Raw genomic sequence first — 22,371 nt, forward strand, 5'->3', positions numbered from 1 at the left:
GCCGCCTCGCACGTCAGAGGCGAGCCCCCCGGAGCCCCGTCGTCCTGTTGGACGGCGGGGCTCCTTCGGTCAGGTGGCGACCATCGACGCCGGGTGGCCGGGCTCTCCCGTGCGAGCCAGCGGGTCGATCGGGCTGCGTGCGGCCTGGCACGCCGGGCACCAGTAGGTGACCCGCTCCTGGGTGTCCGGCCCCTGGTCGCCCAGCAGGATCGTGGTGCGGCAGCGGCGGCACGGCCGGCCCCGGCGGCCGAACACCCAGTGGTCCTCCCCGCGCCGGGTGGAGCCGGTGGTGCTCTGCTCGGGGTGGTCGCGATTGGCCAGCATCAACGTGCGGGCGCGTTCGACCAGCCCGGGCAGGTCGGGGACGTCGGCGACCCGCGTCCACGGATGGGTGCGGGTCATGAACAGCGTCTCGACCTTGTAGAGGTTGCCGATGCCGGCGAGGTTGCGCTGGTCCAGGATCGCGACGCCGATCTGCTCGTCCGGGTGGGCGCGGAGCCGGCGCAGCGCCTCGTCGAGGTCCCAGTCGGGGCCGAGCACGTCGGGTCCCAGATGGCCGACCAGCTCGCCCTCACCGCTGGTCGGCACGATCCGCAGGTCGTGCAGCCGGTAGCCGACGCAGTCCCACGCGTCGGTGGCCAGGATCGCCCGGATGCTGTGCGCGGGCCCGCCCTTCCACGGGGTGCCCTTCCGGTAGATGTGCCAGCTGCCGTCCATCCGGTAGTGCGTGCGCAGCGTCCGTCCGTCGGCGAAGCGGGTGAGCATGTGCTTGCCGCGGGGGACGACCTCGGTGACGGTGGCGCCGGTGAGGTCGACGGTGGCCAGCTGGGGCACGCGCAACTCGCCCTTCGTGAGCGTGGCGCCGGCCAGTGCGGTGTTCATCCGCTGGGCGGCCAGCCAGACTGTGTCTCCCTCGGGCATCCCGCCATGATCCCCGCCCGCACGCGCTCCTGCCGGACCTGGCAGCCGTCGCGTCGGGCGCTGCTGGCGGCTCCGTCGTCACTGGTACCTGGCGCGGCGCGCCTCGGTGCCGGGCTCCCCGGTGCGCGCCCGCGGATCCACCGGTGCGGGCGTGGCCTGGCAGTGCGGGCACCACCAGGTGACGCGCTCCTGCAGGTCGGGGCCCTGGTCGCCGAGCAGGATCGGCGTCCGGCAGCGCCGGCAGGGGCGGCCCGTGCGACCGGCGACCCAGTGGTCCTGCCCGCGGCGGGTCCCGCCGGTGGTGCTCTGCTCGGGGTGGTGCCGGTTGGCCAGCATCAGCGTGCGGGCCCGTTCGACCAGCGCGCGCAGGTCGGGGACGTCGGCGACCCGCGCCCAGGGGTGCACACCGGTCAGGAAGAGCGACTCGACCTTGTAGAGGTTGCCGATCCCGGCGAGGTTGCGCTGGTCCAGGATCGCCACGCCGATCTGCTCGTCCGGCTGCGAGCGGAGCCGGCGCAGGGCCTCCTCGACGTCCCAGTCCGGGTCCAGCACGTCGGGCCCGAGGTGCCCGACCAGCTCGGCCTCCTGGCTGGTGGGCACGACCCGCATGTCGTGCAGCCGGTAGCCGACGCACTCCCACTCGTCGGTGGCGAGCACCGCGCGGATGCTGTGCCCGGGGCCGCCCCGCCACCGGGTGCCCCGCCGGTAGATGTGCCAGCTGCCGTCCATCCGGTAGTGCGTGCGCGGCGTCCGGCCGTCGGCCAGCCGGGTGAGCATGTGCTTGCCGCGGGGGACGACCTCGGTGACGGTGGCACCGGCAAGGTCGACCGCTGCCAGCTGCGGCACCCGGAGCTCGCCGCGGCGGAGCGTGGCGCCGGCCAGCGCCGTGTTCATCCGCTGCGCGGCCAGCCAGACGGTGTCTCCCTCGGGCACGCCGACCATGGTCCCCGCGCGGGCTGGCCGGCCGCTCGGTGGCGGTGAGCCCGTCCCGGCCGACGGTCCGGCTCCCTCGGTCGGGTGGCCTCGTGTGAGTGGGGCGACAGCCGGGAAGAGCCTGGACTCCTTCAGCGCTGAGGAACTCTGTGACCGTGTCGACCCGCCTGCGCAGCCTGCCGGACCGCCTGACCGGCACCATCGTGGCCCGGCAGCCGACGCCGGAGCCGGTCACCGTCACCGTCGCCCGGGTCGTGCGCCCGGACCAGCAGAACGCCTTCGAGCGCTGGGCGGCCGAGGTACAGGAGGTGGCCGCGGGCTTCCCCGGTCACCTGGGTTCCTCCCTGCTGCGCCCCGGACCGGGCAGCGACGAGTACCACCTGGTCTACCGCTTCCGGGACGACGAGTCCCTCGCCGCCTGGGAGCGCTCGCCGGAACGGCGCGAGGCGCTCGACCGGGTGCACCAGCTGGTGGAGGACGAGCGGGTGGCCCGGGCCGTCGGCCTGCAGACCTTCTTCGCGGTGCCGGCCCGGCCGGGGCCGGCGTGGCGCAGCTGGCTGCTCACCGTCGCCGTCGTGCTGCTGTTCACCTCGACGTTCCAGCTCCTCGTCGTGCCCTTCGTCGGCGACTGGCCCTGGCCGGCGCGGCTGCTGCTGTCCGCGGCCTACGTGGTGACGGCGCTGCGGCTGTCCATGCCGCGGCTCAGCCGCTGGCTCGGCCCCTGGCTGCAGGGCTCCCGCCGCCGCTGACCCCTGCGCGCACCCGCCGCCGCTGACCCCCTGCGCGCACCCGCGGGAGCGCTGAGCGGCGCTCTCCGCGCTCCCGCGGTGCGCTCAGCCGCGCGCCCCACGGCCAAGAGCACCGCACGACGGCGGGTTCGCGGGGTTCAGTTGCGCAGGCGCAGGCCGCGCGGGGTGGCCGCGAAGCCGGCTGCCTGCAGCGCCGTGGTGAGCGGGCCGGACTCGTGCACCGACGCGCCGTCGGCCTTCTGCACGATCATCCGGCCCAGCGCCCCGGAGGCGACCGCGCCGGACAGCGCGGTGGCGGCCTCCTTGAGCACGGTCTCCTCCTCGGTCCAGGACAGCAGCGTCTTCCCACCGCGCTCGACGTAGAGCACCAGCTCGCCGTTGACCAGCACCACCAGGGCACCCGCCTTCCGCCCGGCCCGGTGCCCGGTCCTCCGGCTGCCGGTGCCCTCACCGAGGTCGACGGCGGGGCCGTCGACCGGGCCGTCGGCGGAGGCGACCGCGCGCTCCGGCCAGGGGAGTGCGGCGCCGTAGACGTTGGCCGGGTCGGTGGCGGCGAGCACGACCGGGCCGGCGGGTGTGCGGTCGGGGCTGGCGAAGCTCCGCAGCCGGTCGACCGAGCCCGGGGTGCCGAACTGGGCCGCGCCGAGGGTCTCGACGAAGTAGCCCCGGCGGGCCCGGCCGTTCTCCTCGAACGCCCGCAGCACCGGGTAGACCGCAGAGAAACCGCCGGTCACCTGCTCGGCCTGCACCGCGCCGCGGGTCAGCACGCCGTGCCGCTCCAGCAGTGCCTCCGCCCGCGCGGTGGTGCGCTTGGTGGCGTTGCCCTCCAGCTCGGGCAACCGCGACCAGCGCCCGGCCATCGACGGCGGACCGGTGCGGCTGGGCATCGCCGGGCGGCCGAGCCGGGTGCGGCCGTACCGGCTGCGGTCCAGCCGGGCGCGGGGAGCGGCCGCCTGCTTCTTGTGCGTCCCGCCGCCGGACAACCGGGTGCGGAGCGGTGCGAGGGTGTCGTTGGTCAGGGCCCCGGCCCAGACCAGGTCCCAGACCTCCTCGGCCAGCGCGGTGTCGTCGGTGGCGCCCACCCGGTCGGACAGCGCTCGGAAGAACAGCGCCTGCCCGCCGGCGAGCTCGTCGAGCAGGAGTTGCCCGATGCCGCCCTCGGTCGTCGCACCCCCGGGCGGCTCGGGCAGCAGCAGCGGGGCCAGGTCGGCCGGCACCAGGGTCACCCAGCCGTCACCACCGGAGAGCCCGCCAGCGCCGGCCCACAGCACCTCACCGGCGCTGGTCAGCTCGTCGAGCATCGCGGGCGAGTAGTCCTGCACCCGGGAGGGCAGCACCAGCGACTCCAGCGCCGAGGCGGGCACCAGCGCGCCGGCCAGCTGCTCGACCACCGCCAGGACGCCGTCGACCCCGCGCATCCGGCCGCCCACCGACTGCCAGGACGGCGTGAACCGGGCCAGCGTGTCGATCGGGACGGGCTCGACCTCCTGCCGCAGCTTGGCCAGCGACCGGCGCCGGATCGAGCGCAGCACCTCGGCGTCGCACCACTCCTGGCCGATGCCGCCGGGCCGGAACTCACCGGTGACCAGCCGGCCGGTGCCGACCAGCCGCTGCACGGTGGCGGTGACGACGGCGACGCCGAGGCCCAGCCGGGTGGCGACCTCCGGCGGGGCGAAGGGGCCGTGGGTGCGGGCGTAGCGGCCGATCAGGTCACCGAGCGGGTCGGCCACCGGCTCGGTGAACACCTCGGGCACCCCGACCGGCAGCGCGGTGCCCAGGGCGTCACGGAGCCGGCCGGCGTCCTCGATGGCGACGTACCGCTCCTCCCCGGCGATCCGCACCACGAGCGCCCGCCGGGCGGCGACGAGCTCCGAGAGCCAGTCGGCCGGCACGCCGCGGGCCCCCGCCTCGGCCACGGTCAGGTCACCGACCCCGCGGAGGAGGTCGCTGGCGCCGTCGACGTCGCGCGGGTGCCGCTGCTCGGGCAGCCGCTGCAGCTCCGCCTCGACCTCGGCCATGGCGTCGCCGTCGAGCAGTTCGCGCAGCTCGGAGCGGCCCAGCAGCTCGGCGAGCAGCCCGGTGTCCAGGGCGAGCGCCTGGGCGCGGCGCTCGGCCAGCGGGGCGTCGCCCTCGTAGATGAACTGGCCGACGTAACCGAACAGCAGCGACTGGGCGAACGGCGAGGCCGTCTGGGTCTGCACGTCGACCAGCCGCACCCGGCGGGCGCGCACGTCGCTCATCAGCTCGACCAGCCCGGGCACGTCGTAGACGTCCTGCAGCACCTCCCGGACCGCCTCCAAGGTGATCGGGAACGAGGAGAACTCGCTGGCCACCGAGAGCAGCTGGGCCGCTCGCTGCCGCTGTTGCCACAGCGGGGTGCGCCGCCGCGGGTCGCGACGGGGGAGCAGCAGCGCCCGGGCGGCGCACTCGCGGAACCGGCTGGCGAACAGCGCGGAGTTGCCGACCTCGGCGGTGACCTCCCGCTCGACGTCGTCCGGGTCCAGCAGCGCGAGGTCGGCCTCCGGCGCCTCGCCGGTGGTGTCCGGGAGCCGCAGCACGATGCCGTCGTCGGAGTGCATCGACGCCACGTCGACGCCGTACCGCTCACGCAGCCGGGCGGCGAGCACCAGCGCCCAGGGGGCGTTGACCTGGGCGCCGAAGGGGGAGTGGACGACCAGCCGCCAGTCGCCGAGCTCGTCGCGGAACCGCTCGACCAGCAGCGTGCGGTCGTCGGGCAGGTGGCCGGTGGCCGCCTTCTGCTCGGCCAGGTAGGCGAACAGGTTGCTCGCGCCCCAGGCGTCCAGGCCGGCGGCGCGGGCCCGGTCCATGCCGGCCTCCGGCGTGGCCGAGCCGACCTCGCGCAGGAAGGCGCCCAGCGCCCGGCCCAGCTCCAGCGGGCGGCCCAGGGTGTCGCCGTGCCAGAACGGCATCTTGCCGGGCTGGCCGGGCGCCGGGCTGACCAGGACCCGGTCGTGGGTGATCTCCTCGATCCGCCACGAGGAGGACCCGAGCAGGAAGACGTCGCCCACGCGGGACTCGTAGACCATCTCCTCGTCCAGCTCACCGACCCGGCGACCACCGTTCGCCCCCGCACCGGAGACGAGGAAGACGCCGAACAGCCCGCGGTCGGGGATCGTGCCGCCGCTGGTGACCGCCAGCCGCTGGGCGCCGGCGCGGGCGGTGAGGGTGTCGGTGACCCGGTCCCAGGTCAGCCGGGGCCGCAGCTCGGCGAAGGCGTCGGAGGGGTAGCGGCCGGCCAGCATGTCCAGCACCGCGTGCAGGGCGGAGTCGGGCAGCGAGGCGAAGGCGGCCGAGCGGCGCAGCACGGCGGCGACCTCGTCGACGGTGCGCGGCCGCTCGGAGACCATCGCGACGATCTGCTGGGCCAGCACGTCGAGCGGGTTGCGCAGGTAGCGGGTCGACTCGATGGCGCCGGCCCGCATCCGCTCGGCGACGACGGCGCTCTGCACCAGGTCGCCGCGGAACTTCGGGAAGATGACGCCCTCGCTGACCGCGCCCACCTGGTGGCCGGCCCGGCCCACCCGCTGCAGCCCGGCCGCCACGTTCGGCGGCGACTCGACCTGGACCACCAGGTCGACCGCGCCCATGTCGATGCCGAGCTCCAGGGAGGAGGTGGCGACCACGGCCGGCAGCTGCCCGGACTTGAGCGCCTCCTCGACGACCGCGCGCTGTTCCCGGGAGACCGAGCCGTGGTGCGCGGAGGCGACCGGCTTCACGTCCGCCGGCAGCCCACCGCCGGAGCCGGCCTGGGCCATCAGCTCGGCCGGGTTGGCGCCGTGCGGCATCGGCTCACCGGTGGCGCGCTCGTAGGCCAGCTCGTTCAGCCGGCTGGTCAGCCGCTCGGCCAGGCGGCGGGAGTTGGCGAACACGATGGTGCTGCGGTGGGTCTCGATCAGGTCGAGCACCCGCTCCTCGACCGCCGGCCAGATCGACGTCCGCGGCTGGTTGCCGGCGGCGGAGCCCTCCAGCTCCCCGGTGGGCTGCCCCAGCTGGCTCATGTCCTCGACCGGGACGACGACCGACAGGTCCCACTGCTTGGTCGACGGCGGGGCGACCACCTGGACCGGGCGACCGCCGGCGAGGAAGGTCGACACCTCCTCGATCGGGCGCACCGTCGCCGACAACCCGATCCGCTGGGCCGGCCGGTCCAGCAGCTCGTCGAGCCGGTCGAGGGAGACCGCCAGGTGCGCGCCGCGCTTGCTGCCGCAGACGGCGTGCACCTCGTCGAGGATCACCGTCTCCACCCCGCGCAGCGACTCTCGGGCCTGGCTGGTGAGCAGCAGGAACAGCGACTCGGGAGTGGTGATCAGGATGTCCGGCGGGCGCTTGGCGAACAGCCGCCGCTCGTCGGCCGGGGTGTCACCGGAGCGGATGCCGACGCTGATCTCCGGTCGTTCCTGACCCAGCCGGGCGGCGGCCTGGCCGATCCCGGTCAGCGGTGCGCGCAGGTTGCGCTCGACGTCGACGGCCAGCGCCTTGAGCGGGGAGACGTAGAGGACCCGGCAGCGGGCCAGCGGGTCCTCCGGCGGGGGCGTGGCGGCCAGCCGGTCGAGCGACCAGAGGAATGCCGCCAGCGTCTTGCCCGACCCGGTGGGGGCGACGACGAGGGCGTGCTCGCCGCTGCTGATCGCCGTCCAGGCGCCCTCCTGGGCTGCGGTGGGCTGCTCGAACGCGCCGGTGAACCACGCCTGGGTGGGCGCAGAGAAACGCTCGAGAGCGGACACGCGACCAGTGTCCACGCGGGTACGACAGTCCGCCGGGGCCGGCGGTTCAGCTCGGACGGCGGGCCTCGATCAGGTAGCGCTGCGACCACGACACGAAGGCGCCCTCCCGCTCGATCCGGCGGTGCACCTCGGCGAGCTGCGGGCGGTACCGCTCCACCGAGAAGTCCGGCACCGTCCAGACCACCTTGCGCAGGAAGTGCACGACCGCGCCGACGTCGTGGAACTCCACCCGGCAGCGCCAGGCCCGGAGGTCGACCACCTGCAGGCCGGCCGTCCGGGCGGCCTCGGCGGCCAGGGCGCCGGTGGGCTCGTCGGCGCCGGGCAGGGGCCCCAGCAGCGCTTCGGCCAGCACCCGGTGGGTGCCCGACCCGATGCCCTGGCAGAGGTGGCTGCCGCCGGGCGAGAGGACGCGGGCGATCTCGTCCCAGCGCTGGACGGTGGGGTGCCGGCTGCTCACCAGGTCGAAGGTGGCGTCGGGGAAGGGGAGGGGGCCGTCGTCCGCCACCTCCGCCACCTCGCCGCCCCACTCCGCCAGGCGCCGCCGGGCGAGGGCGAGGTTCGGCGGCCAGGACTCGGTGGCGGCCACCCGCCCGGGCTGCCGCACGGCCCGGGCCAGTGCCTCGGCGTACACCTCGCCGCCGCCGGTCTGCAGGTCCAGCGACCCGAGGGCGCTCCCGAGCCGGTCGGCCAGCAGCCCGCGCCAGCCCCAGGGAGGCCGCTCCTCGGTCGCCCGGCCGACGAACCAGGAGAAGTCCCATCCCTCGGTCGGCACGGCTGCGCCCTCGGCGACGAGCTCCTCGAACGTGCGCACGGCGGCAGCCTGTCGACCCGTCGCCGGGTCGACAAGCGGATTCGTCGACATGTGGCCCCGGGCGGATCACACTGGTGTCATTTCCAGCCGTCGTCCCCCAGGGGAGGCAGCCATGCTGCGAGCAGCGGTGCAGTCCTCCAGCATCGCGACCGTCGGCTACGACGAGGAGCAGCAGGTCCTCGAGATCGTGTTCAACGACGGACGCGTCTACCACTTCCTCGAGGTGCCGCCGGAGCGCGTGCTGTCGCTGCTCCGCGCGGAGAGCAAGGGCCGCTTCCTCAACGCCGAGATCAAGCCGGACTTCGACTACCGGGCTGTCGGCCGTCGCTGGGGCTGAGCCACACTGCGTGGCATGCGTCACAGCCTGTACGAGGCCGACCACGAGGACTTCCGGAGCAGCGTCCGGGCCTTCTGCGAGAAGGAGGTCGCGCCCTTCCACGACGACTGGGAACGCGCCGGCATCGTGCCGCGGGAGCTGTGGACGGCGGCCGGCGCGCAGGGTCTGCTGGGCATCGGGGTGGACGAGCGGTACGGCGGCGGTGGGGTGCGCGACTTCCGCTGGTCCTGCGTGCTGAGCGAGGAGCTCGTCCGGATCGGCGCCAGCGGGGTGGGCTTCGGGCTGCACAACGACGTCGTCGGCCCCTACCTGCAGGACCTGGCCACCGAGGAGCAGAAGCAGCGCTGGCTGCCCGGCTTCTGCACCGGTGAGCTGATCACCGCGATCGCGATGACCGAGCCGGCCGCCGGCAGCGACCTGCAGGGCATCGGCACCACCGCCCGCCGGGACGGCGAGCACTGGCTGCTCAACGGCTCGAAGACGTTCATCACCAACGGCATCAACGCCGACCTGGTCATCGTCGTGGCGCGCACCGACCCCGAGGCGCCCGGCTCCCGCGGCCTCAGCCTGCTCGTCGTCGAGCGCGACATGGCCGGCTTCTCCCGCGGCCGCAACCTGGACAAGGTCGGGCTGAAGGCGCAGGACACCGCCGAGCTCTTCTTCGACGACGTCCGGGTGCCCGCCGCCAACCTGCTCGGCACCGAGGGGCGCGGCTTCGCCCACCTGATGCAGAACCTGCCGCAGGAGCGGCTGCACATCGCGGTCTCCGCGGTGGCCGCCGCCGAGACCGTGCTCTCGCTGACCGTCGAGTACGTCACCACCCGGACGGCGTTCGGCCGGCCGGTCGGTTCCTTCCAGAACTCCCGGTTCGTCCTCGCCGAGCTGCAGACGGAGGTGACGATCGCGCGGACCTTCGTCGACGAGTGCGTGCGCCAGCTCGACAGCGGCGACCTCACCGCGACCGATGCCGCGATGGCCAAGTGGTGGACGACGGAGCTGCAGAACAAGGTCGCCGACCGGTGCCTGCAGCTGCACGGCGGCTACGGCTACATGAGCGAGTACCGGGTCTCCAAGGCCTGGCGGGACGCCCGGGTGCAGTCCATCTACGGCGGGACCAACGAGATCATGAAGGAGATCGTGGGGCGTTCGATGGGTCTCTGACGACGTTGCCACCCACCGGAACCCTGGTTGTGTGGCCGCTCAGCCGGTCCTTAGGTTCAGCCCGTCTCGGGGGACATCGGGGTCACCCCGGGCGCGACACAGGAGTCGCTCATGAGACCGCACCGCACTCGACGCCTGCGTGCCGGCGTCGCCCTCGTCGCCGCGGCGGCGGTCGTCACCGGCGGGGCCACCCCGGCGCTCGCCTCGCCGGGCACCGACCGGCACGCAGACGGCAACGGCAACGGCCACCGCAACGGCAACGGCCACGGCCACGGCCACGACCGTGGCGACCATGACCGGATCGCGCAGCAGGTGGCCGCTCTGGTGGCCCAGCTGACCGTCCCGGAGAAGTTCGGGCTGCTCGGGGGGACCACCGGCAGCAACGGTGCCGCCGGCGCCCTGGGCGGGGTCCCGCGACTGGGCATCCCGACCCTCGACATGGCCGACGGCCCCTCGGGGGTCCGGGCCGCCGAGCCGGCGACCGCGCTGCCGGCCCCGGTGGCCCTCGGGGCGACGTTCTCCCCGGAGCTGGCCGCCGCGTACGGCGGGGTGCTCGGCCAGGAGGCCGATGCGCTGGGCATGGAGGTGCTGCTCGGCCCGATGATGAACCTGGTCCGCACCCCCTACGCCGGCCGGAACTTCGAGACGCTGAGCGAGGACCCGCTCCTCACCGCCTCCCTCGCGGCCCCGCAGGTCTCCGGGATCCAGGACCACGGGGTCATCGCCACGGCCAAGCACTTCGCGGCGAACAACCAGGAACTCGGCCGCGCCGGCCTGGACGTCCTGGTCGACGAGAAGACCCTGCACGAGACGGAGCTGGCCGGCTTCGAGGCGGTCGTCGACGCCGGGATCGGCGCGGTCATGTGCGCCTACAACCAGGTCGAGTCCGTCCAGGTGTGCCAGAACTCCGAGCTCCTCACCGAGGTGCTGCGCGAGCAGTGGGGCTTCGACGGCTTCGTCATGACCGACTGGTTCGCCATCCACGGTCCCGAGGCCCTGGTGGCCGGGCTGGACGTCGAGATGCCCCGGCCGATGGCGTTCCCCGAGCTGGCCCAGGACGTCGACGGCGACGGGCAGGTGACCGAGCGCGACCTGTCCGAGCCGGTCGCGGCCGCGCTGGACCGGGCGGTCAGCGGCGTGCTGACCGCGATGGCCGAGGTCGGACTGCTCGACGGCGTGGGGGAGGACCCCGAGCGTGCGGTCGAGGAGAACGCCGCGGTGGCCCGGCAGGTGGCGACGGAGGGCGCCGTCCTGCTGCGCAACGAGCAGAGTGCGCTCCCGCTGTCCGACGAGGCGCTGGGCAGTCTCGCGGTGGTCGGACCCACGGCGGCCACCCCGTTGATCGGCGGCGGTGGCAGCGCCCGGGTCAACCCCGACGCCGGCGCGGTCGACAGCACCGTCGAGGTGCTCGAGGCCGGCGGCGCCGACGTCACCTGGGCGACCGGCGAGGACCTCGAGGGCGAGTTGGTGCCCGGCGCCGTGCTGGGCAGCGGCAGCCCCCTGGAGCTCACCGGCGAGGCCGCCCCCACCGGGGAGTTCAGCGAGGACGTCACCGTCACCGCCCCCGAGGCCGGCACGTACACGTTCCACCTGCAGACCACCGGGCCCGGCGCCGAGGTGACCCTGGGCGAGGAGCAGGTGGCCTCCACCCAGAACCGGTTCGGTGCGCTGGGCGGCAGCCTCATCCCCACCGCCGACGGCTTCATCAACGACAGCTGGACCGTCGAGCTGGCGGCCGGCGAGCAGGTCGCCTTCACGGTGAGCGGCACCGGCACGGTCGAGGCGCCGGTGCAGCTCCGCCTGCACTGGACGACCCCGCAGCTGCGTCAGCAGCGGATCGACGAGGCCGTCTCCGCAGCCGAGGCGGCGCACACCGCGGTGGTCTTCGGCTACAACGAGGGCACCGAGGGGGAGGACCGGGCGTCGCTGGCGCTGCCCGGGTTCCAGGACGAGGTCATCGCCGCCGTGGCGGCGGCGAACCCGCGCACGGTGGTCGTGCTGAACACCGGCGACCCGGTGCTCATGCCGTGGCTGGACGACGTCTCGGCCGTGCTGCAGATGTGGTACCCGGGCCAGGAGGGCGCCGAGGCCACCGTCGACCTGCTCACCGGTGTGGTCGGCCCGGCCGGCAAGCTCCCGCAGACGTACCCGGCCGACCCGGCCCGGACGCCGGTCAGTGACCCGGCGAACTACCCGGGCGTCGACCTCGACGGTGACGGGGTGCCCGACCAGCAGACCTACACCGAGGGCACGGACGTCGGGTACCGCTGGTACGCGGCCACCGACACCGACCCGTTGTTCGCCTTCGGGCACGGGCTGTCGTACACGTCGTTCGACTACTCCCGGCTGCGCACCCGTACCGGCAAGGACGGCGTGGAGGTGTCCTTCGTGCTCACCAACACCGGGTCGCGGACCGGCACCGAGGTGCCGCAGGTCTACCTGGGCGCCGGCACCGCGGCCGGCACGCCGACGCTCCAGCTGGCCGGCTTCGACCGGGTGACGCTGGAGCCGGACGAGCGGCAGCGGGTGACGATCGAGGTCGACGAGCGCCAGCTCTCGGTGTGGGACGCCGAGGACGACCGGTGGGAGCGCGCCTGCGGCGTCCGTCCGGTGCTCGTCGGCGCAGCCTCGGACGACGTGCGGCTGACGGACTCGGTGCGCGTCCGCTGAGCCGATCGGCCCGCCGGTGACTCCACACCGGCGGGCCGTCGACCGGCCGGTCAGCGGCGACGGTCGGGCACACTCACCCGGTGACCCGACCGTCGCTGTCCCTCCCCGACCAGGCCGTCGACCAGCGCCGCACGCTGGGGGTGCTCTCGGCGGGGGTGGCCCTCGGCGGTCTCGGCGTGACGATCGGGATCACGGTCGGCGGGCTGCTCGCCCGGGACGTCGCCGGGAGCGACGCCGCCGCCGGGCTGGGGCAGACGGCGAGCGTCCTGGGCGCTGCCCTGATCGCCGTCCCGCTGGCCCAGGTCAGCGACCGGTACGGCCGGCGCGTCGGCCTGTCCGTCGGCTACGGGTTCGCGGGCGCGGGTTCCCTGGTCGTCGTCGCGGCCGCGGCGGTGTCGTCCCTGCTGCTCCTGCTCGTCGGCCTCTTCCTGTTCGGCGCCGCCACCACCAGCGGCCTGCAGGCCCGGTACGCCGCGGCCGACCTGGCCGCTCCCGAACACCGTGGCCGCTCGTTGTCCCTGGTGGTCTGGGCGACCACGATCGGCTCGGTGCTCGGGCCCAACCTGGCCGGCCCGGCCGACGACCTGGGGCGCGCCCTCGGGCTGCCTGCGCTGGGCGGGGCGTTCGTGCTGTCCATCGCGGTGTTCGCGGTGGTCGTCCTCGGGGTGCTCCTGCTGCTCCGCCCGGACCCCCTGCTGCTGGCCCGGCAGCTCACCGCGGCCAACCGCCCGGCCGGGCCGGCGCCGCTGCGATCGGGCTCGGCGGCGGCGCTGCGCGCGGTGTGGGCCACCCCCGGTGGACGGCTGGGGCTGACCGCCGTCGTCGTCTCGCACGCGGTGATGGTCGGGCTGATGGTGATGACCCCGGTGCACATGGGCGCCGGCCACTCGGGGGCCGACGGGACGACGTTGCGGGTGATCGGCCTGGTCATCAGCGTGCACGTGGCCGGGATGTACCTGTTCTCCCCGGTGGTCGGCTGGCTCGCCGACCGGGCCGGGCGGGCGGCGACGGTCGCGCTGGGTGGGGTCCTGCTCCTGCTGGCCGCCGTGGTCGCGGGCACGGCGCCCCCGGGGGCCGCCCTCCAGCTCGGCGTCGGGCTGTTCCTGCTCGGGCTGGGCTGGTCCTGCGGGCTGGTGGCCGGGTCGACCCTGGTCACCGAGGCCGTGTCCGCCGAGGTCCGCCCGTCGGCGCAGGGCGCGACCGACCTGCTCATGGGGCTGGGGGCAGCCGTGGCCGGCGCGGTGGGCGGACCGTTGCTGGCGCTCGGCGGTTTCGGCCTGGTGGCGGCGGTGTCCGCAGCGCTCATCGGCCCGCTGCTCGTGGTCTGGGTGCGGGCCCGCCCCCGGCTCAGCGCCGGTTGAGGTAGTCGCGGGCCAGCAGGACCAGGAGCGCGATCAAGGCGCCGACGAGGGCGATCTGCAGGATCAGGTCCCAGGTGGGGGAGCCGGTGCTGGGGACCATGCGACGAGGGTAGAGCCCGCTGCCCGGGGCCGGTGGTGCCCGGCGCGCGGGCTCCCGGCGGGTGGGTACCGTCGTGGCGTGCGGCTGCAGGAGTTCCGGTCCCGGATGGAGCGCCAGTTCGGTGCGATCCGTGCGCAGAGCGTCGCCAGCGACCACGTCTTCGGTCCCCTGGGCGGGCGCACCGCCGCTGAGGCGATCGAGGCGGGCGTGCCGGTGCGCACGGTCTGGCTGGAGATCTGCAAGGAGTACGACGTCCCGCCGAAGGAACGCTGAGCCGTCCCGCCGGAGGGATGCTGAGCCTCCGGCGGGATCCGGACTCAGCCCGCGAGGACCGAACGGACGTGCTCGGCGAGCGGGGTGGTCGGCCGGCCGATGAGCGCCGACAGCGCGGTGCTCCCGGTCTCCAGGGCGCCCTGGGCGATCGACTGGTCGAGGCCGACGACGAACTCGGCGGTCTCCTGCGGCAGGCCCTGCCCGAGCAGGAACTGCACGTGCTCCTCGGCCGACAGGTCGCGGTAGGTGACCTCCCGGCCCGTCTCGGCGGCGACGGCAGCGGCCAGGTCGGCGAGCGTGAACGGCTGGTCCCCGCCCAGCTCCACGATGCCCGGCTCCGGCTCCGCCGCGGTCAGGACGGCGACCGCGCCGGCCGCGAAGTCGGCGCGCGTCGCCGCCGCGATCCGGCCCGCCCCCGAGCTGCCGACGACCTCGCCGGTCGCAGCAGCCGTCGTGATCGGCTGGTCGTAGTTCTCCAGGTACCAGTTGTTGCGCAGCACGACGGCCGGGAGCCCGGCCTCGGCGATCAGCCGCTCGGTGGCGGCGTGCTCGGGGGCCAGCGGGAGCGGGGTGTCGTCGACCTTGGGCGCGCTGGTGTAGACGACCAGTCCCACGCCTGCGGCCCGGGCCGCGTCCAGCACGTTGCCGTGCTGGGTCACCCGCTGGCCGACCTCGCTGCCGGAGACCAGCAGCAGCCGGTCGGTGCCCTCCAGGGCGGTCTGCAGGCTCGCCGGGTCGCCGTACTCGGCCTGGCGGACCTGCACGCCACGGGCGGCCAGGTCGCTGGCCTTCCCCGGGGTGCGGACGACGGCGACGACCTCGCCGGCGGGCACGCCGGCGTCGAGCAGTCCGGTGACGACGAGCCGGCCGAGGTGGCCGCTGGCTCCGGTGACGGTGATCAAGGGGGACTCCTCCGAGTGCTTCCTGCACGGTGGGCACTTACGAACAGTTAGTACCCGCTCGTCGGACGGTACCCTGGCGGCGTGCGCGAGGCGGCTGGGGGTGCGGGAGAGCAGACGGTCGAGGAGCTGGTGGCCGACGTCTTCCGGCGCGCCTGCACCTCCCGCGAGGCGCTGGAGCACGTGACCGGCAAGTGGTCGCTGCTGGCGCTCTCGGCCCTGGCCGAGTCCTCGCACCGGTTCGGCGAGCTGCGCCGGCGGATCGAGGGCGTGAGCGAGCGGATGCTGGCGCAGAGCCTGCAGACCCTCGAGCGGGACGGCTGGGTGCACCGCGAGGTGCGGTCGGCGATCCCCCCGCACGTGGAGTACCGGCTGACCGAGGACGGCGCCGCCCTCGTGCCCCACCTGCTGGCGCTCATCTCCTTCGTCGAGGGCCGGATGCCGGCCGTGCACGCGGCCCGGGCCCTCGCCGACGAGGTCCGTCCGCCGCGCTGACCGCGCTGTCCCGGTGGACGCCGAGGGTGCTGGACGGCACGACGCACCGATCCCGGCGTGTCACTGGATTCGAACAAGTGTTCGGCCTACGGTGGCGTCCACAGGTCCGGTGTCCGTCCACAGATGCACCCGGTCCGCGGAAAGTGTCAGACCCCCGCCCTAGCGTCGGCGACGACCCGCTACAGCGACATCCGAAGGTGGCCACCATGGCAACGCTCGACCGCGACAAGGCCCTCGACATGGCCCTCGCCCAGATCGACAAGCAGTTCGGCAAGGGCTCCGTCATGCGCCTGGGCGACTCGCCCGAGGTCGCCATGAAGGTCATCCCGACCGGCTCCGTCGCCCTCGACATCGCCCTCGGCGTCGGCGGCCTGCCCCGTGGCCGCGTCGTCGAGGTGTACGGCCCCGAGGCCTCCGGCAAGACGACGGTCGCCCTGCACGCGGTGGCCAACGCCCAGGCGGCCGGCGGCATCGTCGCCTTCATCGACGCCGAGCACGCCCTCGACCCGGACTACGCCCGGGCGATCGGGGTCGACACGGACGCACTGCTGATCAGCCAGCCCGACACCGGTGAGCAGGCGCTGGAGATCGCCGACATGCTGATCCGTTCCGGTGCGCTCGACCTCATCGTCGTCGACTCGGTGGCGGCCCTGGTGCCCCGCGCCGAGATCGAGGGCGAGATGGGTGACAGCCACGTCGGTCTGCAGGCCCGGCTGATGAGCCAGGCGCTGCGCAAGATCACCGGTGCGCTCAGCAACTCCGGCACGACCTGCATCTTCATCAACCAGCTGCGCGAGAAGGTCGGCGTGGTCTACGGCTCCCCGGAGGTCACCACCGGTGGTCGTGCGCTGAAGTTCTACGCCTCGGTGCGGCTCGACATCCGCCGGATCGAGACCCTGAAGCAGGGCACCGACGCGGTCGGCAGCCGGGTGCGGGTCAAGGTCGTCAAGAACAAGGTGGCCGCTCCGTTCAAGCAGGCCGAGCTCGACCTCATCTGGGGTCAGGGCTTCAGCCGCGAGGGTGGGCTCATCGACATGGGTGTGGAGCAGGGCTTCGTCCGCAAGTCCGGCGCTTGGTACACCTACGAGGGCGACCAACTCGGCCAGGGCAAGGAGAACGCCCGCAGCTTCCTGCGGGACAACCCCGACCTCGCCGACGAGATCGAGCGGAAGATCAAGGAAAAGCTCGGCATCGGGGTCGTGGCGGCGGCCGAGGCCCCGGCGGCCGCACCGGCTGACTTCTGACCCCGCCGGTGTCGGACGCACCGTTCGACGGCGGGTCGGGCAGCGAGGGCTCCGGGGACGACGTCGTGCCGGCCGGTGACAGTGGTCGCCGGTCCGGGCGGCGTCGCCCCGGGGCCAGCAGTGCCCGCCGCGGTCCCGACTCGTCCGATCCGACCGGGTCGGGCGGGCGTCGGGAGCGCAGCGGTCGCAGCTCGGGGCCCCAGTGGAGTCGCCGCGTTGCCGACCCGGACGAGTCCGGTGACCCGGCCGAGATGGAGGACCCCGAGGCGGTCGCCCGGGGGATCTGCCTGCGGGCGCTGACCGGCACGCCCAAGACCCGTAAGCAACTGGCCGATCTGCTGGCCAAGAAGGACGTGCCGGACGAGGCCGCGGCCGCGGTGCTCGACCGGTTCACCGAGGTCGGGCTCATCGATGACGCCGCCTTCGCAGCCGCCTGGGTCTCCACCCGGCAGTCCGGTCGTGGGCTGGCCCGGCGGGCGCTCAGCGCAGAGCTGCGGGCCAAGGGGGTCGACGGGGAGGTGGCTGCGGCTGCCGTCGCGGAGGTCGACCCGCAGGACGAGTGGGACTCCGCCCGGCGGCTGGTCGAGCGGAAGCTCCCCTCGATGCGCCGGCTCGACCGGGTCACCGCGGAGCGGCGCCTGATCGGCATGCTGGCCCGCAAGGGCTACGGCGGCGGGCTGGCCGGCTACGTGGTGCGCGAGGCCCTCGACGGCCGCGACGACGACGAGTTCGCCGACGGCTCGGCCAGTACAGCGGCTGCTGGGCCTGCTGGGCCGGGAGACCAGTCCCCGCTCATCGAGGCGTCCAGTGATCCGGACCCGGAGCTCGTCGCACCGGTGCCGTGGTCACGCGAGCGCTCGGCGGCCCGTGCTGCTGCCCGCGCTCGCGCCGCCGGTGGCGAGGCGGACATGGGCGGTGAGGTGGGGGAGGGGCTCGCCCGGCCGATCGGCCGGTTGCGGCCGTCACCGGGCTCTGTGTCGGTCGACGACCTGCCCTGAGCACTGGGCGAGGTGCTCACCCGCCCGCTCTCGGAGAACGCCGATCAGCCGATGCGAGAAGTCTCGCATCGGCTGATCTGCGTTATCCGACCCTTGGTCCCGCCGGGGCAGGGTGGACCGGTCGGCGACCCGCGGGCAGGCGGGACGACGATCAGCGGCCCGGGCGGCCGCTCAGCGGTTCAACCAGGCGGAGATGTCGATGGCCACGCCGTCGGCGGCCTCCTCGTCCGGCATCAGCCAACGCCGGCTGCGCTCCTGCCCGGCCCGCAGCCACAGCTCGATCGCGGTGTCGAACTGGGACATGGTGACCTCCTTGCCCGCCACCGAGCTGGACGGCCCCAGGAAGGTCACGTCGGACTCCTGGCCACCGGCGTACAGCAGCACCACCCGGCAGCGCGAGCGACGGTGCCGGGCCGGGGGCACGGCCTCTCGGACGATCGCCGAGTCCGCTCCGGAGGCGGCGGCGAACCGGCGGGCGCTGGCACGCAGCTTGCTCACGAAGATCTGGGTGGTGGTGGCCAGGTCGTCGTCCTCGTCGAGTTCCAGGTGCATGTGGCGCGGAGCGGCGGCAGTCGAGGTCACACCTCCACTCTCGGCAGGGAGCAACGGCACCGTCACCGGCTGAAAGTGCCAAGTTGCGCCCCGGACTCCGGCAGTCGCCCCGGCAGCCGGGGGTGCTGGGGCGGATGTGACGACCTGGAGCGGGCGGGTTCCCACTCGCCCCACAGGGCCGAGGTCCCAGGCGCACGCGGGCCGGCTGCTGCGGGTGTCCTCAGCACTCGGCCCCGGCGTCCAGGGTGGACGCCGGGGCCGAGTGCGGACCAGCGGGCTGCGCGGTCCCTCGTCGAGCCGCCTAGCTCAGGCCGCGCCGCCTCCGTCGCCCATCTGGTCGGCAGGCGCAGCGGTCACCGCCTTGCGGCCGGCGCGGTTGGTACGGCGCTCGGTGTACCGGGCCAGCATGGAGAGCAGCACGTTGATCAGGATGTAGATCAGCCCGGCCGCCACGTAGAGCTGGAAGGTGTACCGGTCGCCGAAGAGGGAGTTGAAGTACTCCACGAGCCCGCGCGCCTGCCGGAGCAGCTCCAGGTAGCTGATGATGAAGCCCAGCGACGTGTCCTTCAGCAGCACCACGAGCTGGGCGACCAGCACGGGGAGCATCCGCCGGGTCGCCTGCGGCAACAGGATCAGTGTCATGACCTGCGACTTGCGCAGCCCGAGGCCGAACCCGGCCTCGCGCTGGCCTCTGTCGATGGACAGGATGCCGGCGCGGAAGATCTCGGCCAGCACGGCCATGTTGTAGAGGACGAGGCCGCCGGTCAGTGCGGTGAACGTGCTCAGCCGCACGCCGTACTTCGGGAGGACGAAGTACAGCGCGAAGATCACGACCAGCAGCGGGATCGCACGGAAGAACTCGATGACCGCGGACACCGGGACGCGGATGAAGCGGTGGTCGGACAACCGCCCCACCGCCAGCAGCAGCCCCAGCAGCGTGGCGAGGACCATGGCGACCGCCGCGACCTGCAGGGTGCGCACCAGGGCGCGGCCCAGCGCTTGCGGGACCCCGCTGGCGGGGTCGAACAGGATCGCCCAGCGCTCGGGCTCCAGCTGGCCGTTCCCACCCAGCCGGAGCAGCACGAAGCCGATGATCGCGAGGACGAGCACTGCACCGATCGCGCTGCCGACCCGTGCGCGGGCGCGGGCACGGGGCCCCTGGACGTCGAAGAGCACTGGTGTGGTCATCGGAGGATCGCCACCCGTCGTTCGATGCGGTGCACGGCCAGCGCCGACGGCAGCGTGATCAGCATGTAGCCCACCACGACCCCGACGAGGATGGCAGTCAGGTCACCGGCGCTGGCGTTGACCAGCCGTGGGAGCAGGGAGCTCAGTTCGCTCACCGAGAAGCCGGCCGCGATCGAGGTGTTCTTCACCATCGCGATCAGCACGTTGCCCAACGGCGGGACGACGGTGCGGAACGCCTGGGGGAGGACCACCTCGCGCAGTGACTGACCGAAGGTCAGGCCCAGGGCGCGGGCCGCCTCGGCCTGGCCGGGGGAGACGGAGTTGATCCCCGAGCGCAGCGCCTCGCAGACGAAGGCAGCGGTGTAGAGGCCGACCGAGAGCACCGCACCCGTGAAGAAGTCGATCACGAAGTCGATCTGCGGCAGCCCGAAGATCATGAAGAAGAAGACCACCGTGAGCGGGGTGTTCCGGAAGGTCTCCACGTAGAACGTGGCCAGTCCGCGCAGCGGGGCGATCGGGCTGACCCGCATCGCGGCCAGCACCGTGCCGAGGACCAGGGCCACCAGGCAGGCGAGCAAGGACAGGCTCAGCGTCGTGAGGAAGGCGTCCCAGAACAGGTCGAAGTTGTCGATCAGGAACTGCACCACGCCTCCTCTCAGGGCGAGCGGCGGCGAGGCGCCGGCGAGCGGGGTGGACCCGCCGCCGGCGCCTCGCCGGGGTCAACAGGGTCAGTAACGGTCGACCGAGGGCGGCTCGGGAGCGTCCGTGCCGGTGATGGCGCCGGCGGTGCGGTCCCAGGCCTCGGCCCACGAGCCGTCCTCGAAGGACGCCTCGAGGGTGTCGTTGATGAAGCTGCGGAACTCGTCGTCGCCCTTGGTGATGCCGATGCCGTAGGGCTCCTCGGTGAACGGGTTGCCCACCAGCTCGAACTCGTCGGGCGCGCCGGCGACCAGGCCGGTGAGGATGACGTTGTCAGTGGTGACCGCGTCGACCTGACCGTTGCGCAGCGCGTCGGCGCACTTGGAGTACACGTCGAACAGCGTCAGCGTCGCCTCGGGGTAGTTGGTGCGGATCTCCTCCGCGGGCGTCGAGCCCTCGACCGAGCAGACGTTCTGTCCGGCGAGGTCGTCCGGGCCCTCGATCCCGAGCGGGTTGCCGGCGGCGACCATGATGTCCTGGCCGGCCTCGTAGTACGGGCCGGCGAAGTCGATGAGCTCCTTGCGCGAGTCGTTGATCGTGTAGGTGGCCACGACCATGTCGACGTCCTCGTTCTGGATGAACGACTCGCGGTTGGCCGAGACCGTCTCCACCCACTCGATGTCGTCGGTGGCGATGCCCAGCTCGGCGGCGATCAGCTCGGCGATCTCGACGTCGAAGCCCTCGGGGACGCCGTCGGGCCCGGCCAGGCCGAACCCGGGCTGGTCGAACTTCGTGCCGACGGTGATCGTCCCGGACTCCGCGAGCTCGGCCATCGTCGTGCCCTCGTCGAAGGAGACGTCGTCGGCGACCTCGGCGCCGCCACCGGCGGCGTCCTCGGTGGTCTCGCCGGCGTCGCTGGAACAGCCGGCCAGGACGACGCCGGTGGCCGCGATGGCGGCGGCGTAGCGGGTGATGCGCATGGAGGGTCCTCTCGTGGATGTGCGGGTGGTCAGTGGTTCAAGATCTTGGAGAGGAAGTCCTTGGCCCGGTCGGAGCTCGGGTTGGTGAAGAACTCCTCCGGGGTGGCGGACTCGACGATGCGGCCGCCGTCCATGAACACGACGCGGTTGGCCGCCCGGCGGGCGAAGCCCATCTCGTGGGTGACCACGATCATGGTCATCCCGTCCTGGGCGAGCCCGACCATCACCTCGAGGACCTCGTTGATCATCTCCGGGTCCAGGGCCGAGGTCGGCTCGTCGAAGAGCATGACCTTCGGGTCCATCGCCAGCGCCCGGGCGATCGCCACGCGCTGCTGCTGGCCGCCGGAGAGCTGAGCGGGCACCTTGTCGGCCTGGGCCCCGACGCCGACCCGGTCGAGCAGCTCACGGGCACGCTTCTCGGCGTCGGCCTTGGACTGCTTGCGGACCTTGATCGGCCCCAGCGTCACGTTCTCCAGCACCGTCTTGTGGGCGAAGAGGTTGAAGCTCTGGAACACCATGCCGACGTCGGCGCGCAGCCGGGCCAGCTCCTTGCCCTCCTCGGGCAGGCGCTCGCCGTCGATGGTGATCTCACCGTTCTCGATCGACTCGAGGCGGTTGATCGTGCGGCACAGCGTCGACTTGCCCGAACCCGACGGTCCGATGACGACGACCACCTCGCCGCGGTCGACCGTCAGGTCGATGTCCTGCAGGACGTGCAGTTCGCCGAACCACTTGTCGACGCCGGACATGCGGACGAGAGGGTCTCCGGTCGGGCGTTCGGTCACAGCGGGTGACCCTAGGTGGCTCGCACCCCAGGAACGTCGCGAAGGCATCACGAAGCTGTAACGAAGCTCCGGAGGAGCCCGCAGTTCACCCGGTCGGGGTCCGGCCGGTCACCAACCGGAGTCGTCGCCGTGCACCGGGTACGGCGCCCGTCCCCGTACGATCCCGGTGGTGAACGGCAAGACCTACCTCGTGCGCACCTACGGCTGTCAGATGAACGTGCACGACTCCGAGCGCCTCTCCGGCCTGCTCGAGTCGGCCGGGTACACGGCAGCCCCCGACGGCACCGACGCAGACGTCGTCGTCCTCAACACCTGCGCCGTCCGGGAGAACGCCGACAACCGGCTCTACGGCAACCTCGGGCACCTGCGCCCGGTCAAGGACGCCCGCCCCGGCATGCAGATCGCCGTCGGCGGCTGCCTGGCGCAGAAGGACCGCGGCGAGATCGTCAAGCGCGCGCCCTGGGTCGACGTCGTCTTCGGCACCCACAACGTCGGCTCGCTGCCGGTGCTGCTGGAGCGAGCGCGGCACA

Annotated in this window: 19 protein-coding genes and 1 pseudogene; 10 read left to right on the forward strand and 10 right to left on the reverse strand. The window is 73.6% G+C overall.

All coding sequences use genetic code 11. The annotated features are described in order from the left end of the window. Nucleotides 1–69: 69 nt before the first annotated feature. Nucleotides 70–921: a DNA-formamidopyrimidine glycosylase family protein gene (locus G5C62_RS06240; RefSeq protein WP_164700332.1), complete on the reverse strand. Its 852-nt coding sequence runs from the start codon at nt 919–921 to the stop codon at nt 70–72. A gap of 78 nt (nt 922–999) precedes the next feature. After that, complete coding sequence (locus tag G5C62_RS06245) at nt 1,000–1,854, reverse strand: DNA-formamidopyrimidine glycosylase family protein (protein ID WP_164700333.1); 855 nt, start codon at nt 1,852–1,854, stop codon at nt 1,000–1,002. 149 nt (nt 1,855–2,003) lie between these two features. Here G5C62_RS06245 and G5C62_RS06250 point away from each other — a divergent pair, with 149 nt between their 5' ends. Then, on the forward strand, nt 2,004–2,603 hold the full coding sequence (locus tag G5C62_RS06250; RefSeq protein WP_241175730.1) for an antibiotic biosynthesis monooxygenase: 600 nt from the start codon (nt 2,004–2,006) through the stop codon (nt 2,601–2,603). Between the two features lie 137 nt (nt 2,604–2,740). On the opposite strand, the gene G5C62_RS06255 is transcribed toward G5C62_RS06250, so the two are convergent. Together G5C62_RS06255 and G5C62_RS06260 are read right to left on the reverse strand one after the other, a co-directional pair. Next, entirely contained in the window at nt 2,741–7,348 is a 4,608-nt protein-coding gene (locus G5C62_RS06255) for an ATP-dependent helicase (protein ID WP_164700334.1), read from the reverse strand. 46 nt (nt 7,349–7,394) lie between these two features. Continuing rightward, entirely contained in the window at nt 7,395–8,159 is a 765-nt protein-coding gene (locus G5C62_RS06260) for a class I SAM-dependent methyltransferase (RefSeq protein ID WP_164700335.1), read from the reverse strand. A 112-nt stretch (nt 8,160–8,271) separates the two neighbouring features. On the opposite strand from G5C62_RS06260, the gene G5C62_RS06265 reads away from it, so the two are divergent. The 5 genes from G5C62_RS06265 to G5C62_RS06285 all read left to right on the forward strand — a co-directional run bounded on the left by G5C62_RS06265 (nt 8,272) and on the right by G5C62_RS06285 (nt 14,061). Continuing rightward, nucleotides 8,272–8,496, forward strand: a complete 225-nt coding sequence (locus tag G5C62_RS06265) for a KTSC domain-containing protein (RefSeq protein ID WP_036334067.1) — start codon at nt 8,272–8,274, stop codon at nt 8,494–8,496. A 15-nt stretch (nt 8,497–8,511) separates the two neighbouring features. After that, complete coding sequence (locus tag G5C62_RS06270; protein WP_164700336.1) at nt 8,512–9,657, forward strand: acyl-CoA dehydrogenase family protein; 1,146 nt, start codon at nt 8,512–8,514, stop codon at nt 9,655–9,657. A 111-nt stretch (nt 9,658–9,768) separates the two neighbouring features. Beyond that, nucleotides 9,769–12,327: a beta-glucosidase gene (locus G5C62_RS06275; protein ID WP_164700337.1), complete on the forward strand. Its 2,559-nt coding sequence runs from the start codon at nt 9,769–9,771 to the stop codon at nt 12,325–12,327. An 80-nt stretch (nt 12,328–12,407) separates the two neighbouring features. Beyond that, nucleotides 12,408–13,688, forward strand: a complete 1,281-nt coding sequence (locus G5C62_RS06280) for an MFS transporter (protein ID WP_241175731.1) — start codon at nt 12,408–12,410, stop codon at nt 13,686–13,688. A 178-nt stretch (nt 13,689–13,866) separates the two neighbouring features. Further along, on the forward strand, nt 13,867–14,061 hold the full coding sequence (locus G5C62_RS06285) for a DUF3046 domain-containing protein (protein ID WP_036334075.1): 195 nt from the start codon (nt 13,867–13,869) through the stop codon (nt 14,059–14,061). Between the two features lie 44 nt (nt 14,062–14,105). Here the strand turns inward: G5C62_RS06285 and G5C62_RS06290 are convergent, their stop codons facing one another. Continuing rightward, entirely contained in the window at nt 14,106–14,963 is an 858-nt protein-coding gene (locus G5C62_RS06290; RefSeq protein ID WP_164700338.1) for an NAD(P)H-binding protein, read from the reverse strand. Nucleotides 14,964–15,044: 81 nt separating this feature from the next. Between G5C62_RS06290 and G5C62_RS06295 the strand changes: the two genes are divergently transcribed. The 3 genes from G5C62_RS06295 (at nt 15,045) to G5C62_RS27970 (ending at nt 17,697) form a co-directional block, all read left to right on the forward strand. Then, nucleotides 15,045–15,455, forward strand: coding sequence for a helix-turn-helix domain-containing protein (locus G5C62_RS06295; protein WP_164700339.1), 411 nt, complete (start codon nt 15,045–15,047; stop codon nt 15,453–15,455). 206 nt (nt 15,456–15,661) lie between these two features. Beyond that, on the forward strand, nt 15,662–16,699 hold the full coding sequence (recA, locus tag G5C62_RS06300) for a recombinase RecA (RefSeq protein ID WP_164700340.1): 1,038 nt from the start codon (nt 15,662–15,664) through the stop codon (nt 16,697–16,699). A 251-nt stretch (nt 16,700–16,950) separates the two neighbouring features. After that, entirely contained in the window at nt 16,951–17,697 is a 747-nt protein-coding gene (locus G5C62_RS27970) for a regulatory protein RecX (RefSeq protein WP_231558002.1), read from the forward strand. A gap of 171 nt (nt 17,698–17,868) precedes the next feature. On the opposite strand, the gene G5C62_RS06310 is transcribed toward G5C62_RS27970, so the two are convergent. From G5C62_RS06310 to G5C62_RS06330, 5 genes are all read right to left on the reverse strand, one after another. After that, nucleotides 17,869–18,279, reverse strand: coding sequence for a hypothetical protein (locus G5C62_RS06310; protein WP_036334081.1), 411 nt, complete (start codon nt 18,277–18,279; stop codon nt 17,869–17,871). Nucleotides 18,280–18,555: 276 nt separating this feature from the next. Beyond that, entirely contained in the window at nt 18,556–19,437 is an 882-nt protein-coding gene (locus G5C62_RS06315; protein ID WP_164700341.1) for an amino acid ABC transporter permease, read from the reverse strand. After that, on the reverse strand, nt 19,434–20,081 hold the full coding sequence (locus G5C62_RS06320) for an amino acid ABC transporter permease (RefSeq protein ID WP_036334129.1): 648 nt from the start codon (nt 20,079–20,081) through the stop codon (nt 19,434–19,436). Before G5C62_RS06320 ends, G5C62_RS06315 begins: the two co-directional genes overlap by 4 nt. Before the next feature lie 84 nt (nt 20,082–20,165). After that, nucleotides 20,166–21,056, reverse strand: coding sequence for a glutamate ABC transporter substrate-binding protein (locus G5C62_RS06325; protein ID WP_164700342.1), 891 nt, complete (start codon nt 21,054–21,056; stop codon nt 20,166–20,168). 29 nt (nt 21,057–21,085) lie between these two features. Next, nucleotides 21,086–21,805 (reverse strand): amino acid ABC transporter ATP-binding protein, encoded by a 720-nt coding sequence (locus tag G5C62_RS06330; protein WP_197058363.1) that lies wholly within the window; start codon nt 21,803–21,805, stop codon nt 21,086–21,088. Nucleotides 21,806–22,007: 202 nt separating this feature from the next. Here G5C62_RS06330 and G5C62_RS06335 point away from each other — a divergent pair. Next, nucleotides 22,008–22,371: pseudogene (locus G5C62_RS06335) on the forward strand (tRNA (N6-isopentenyl adenosine(37)-C2)-methylthiotransferase MiaB); the annotation flags it as partial.

Source organism: Modestobacter sp. KNN46-3, from assembly GCF_011039295.1.

Coding starts and splice junctions, on each gene's coding strand:
- G5C62_RS06315 (WP_164700341.1), bottom strand. CDS start 19,437: ATGACCACACCAGTGCTCTTCGACGTCCAGGGGCCCCGTGCCCGCGCC.
- G5C62_RS06240 (WP_164700332.1), bottom strand. CDS start 921: ATGCCCGAGGGAGACACAGTCTGGCTGGCCGCCCAGCGGATGAACACC.
- G5C62_RS06275 (WP_164700337.1), top strand. CDS start 9,769: ATGAGACCGCACCGCACTCGACGCCTGCGTGCCGGCGTCGCCCTCGTC.
- G5C62_RS06265 (WP_036334067.1), top strand. CDS start 8,272: ATGCTGCGAGCAGCGGTGCAGTCCTCCAGCATCGCGACCGTCGGCTAC.
- recA (WP_164700340.1), top strand. CDS start 15,662: ATGGCAACGCTCGACCGCGACAAGGCCCTCGACATGGCCCTCGCCCAG.
- G5C62_RS06270 (WP_164700336.1), top strand. CDS start 8,512: ATGCGTCACAGCCTGTACGAGGCCGACCACGAGGACTTCCGGAGCAGC.
- G5C62_RS06325 (WP_164700342.1), bottom strand. CDS start 21,056: ATGCGCATCACCCGCTACGCCGCCGCCATCGCGGCCACCGGCGTCGTC.
- G5C62_RS27970 (WP_231558002.1), top strand. CDS start 16,951: ATGGAGGACCCCGAGGCGGTCGCCCGGGGGATCTGCCTGCGGGCGCTG.
- G5C62_RS06330 (WP_197058363.1), bottom strand. CDS start 21,805: ATGTCCGGCGTCGACAAGTGGTTCGGCGAACTGCACGTCCTGCAGGAC.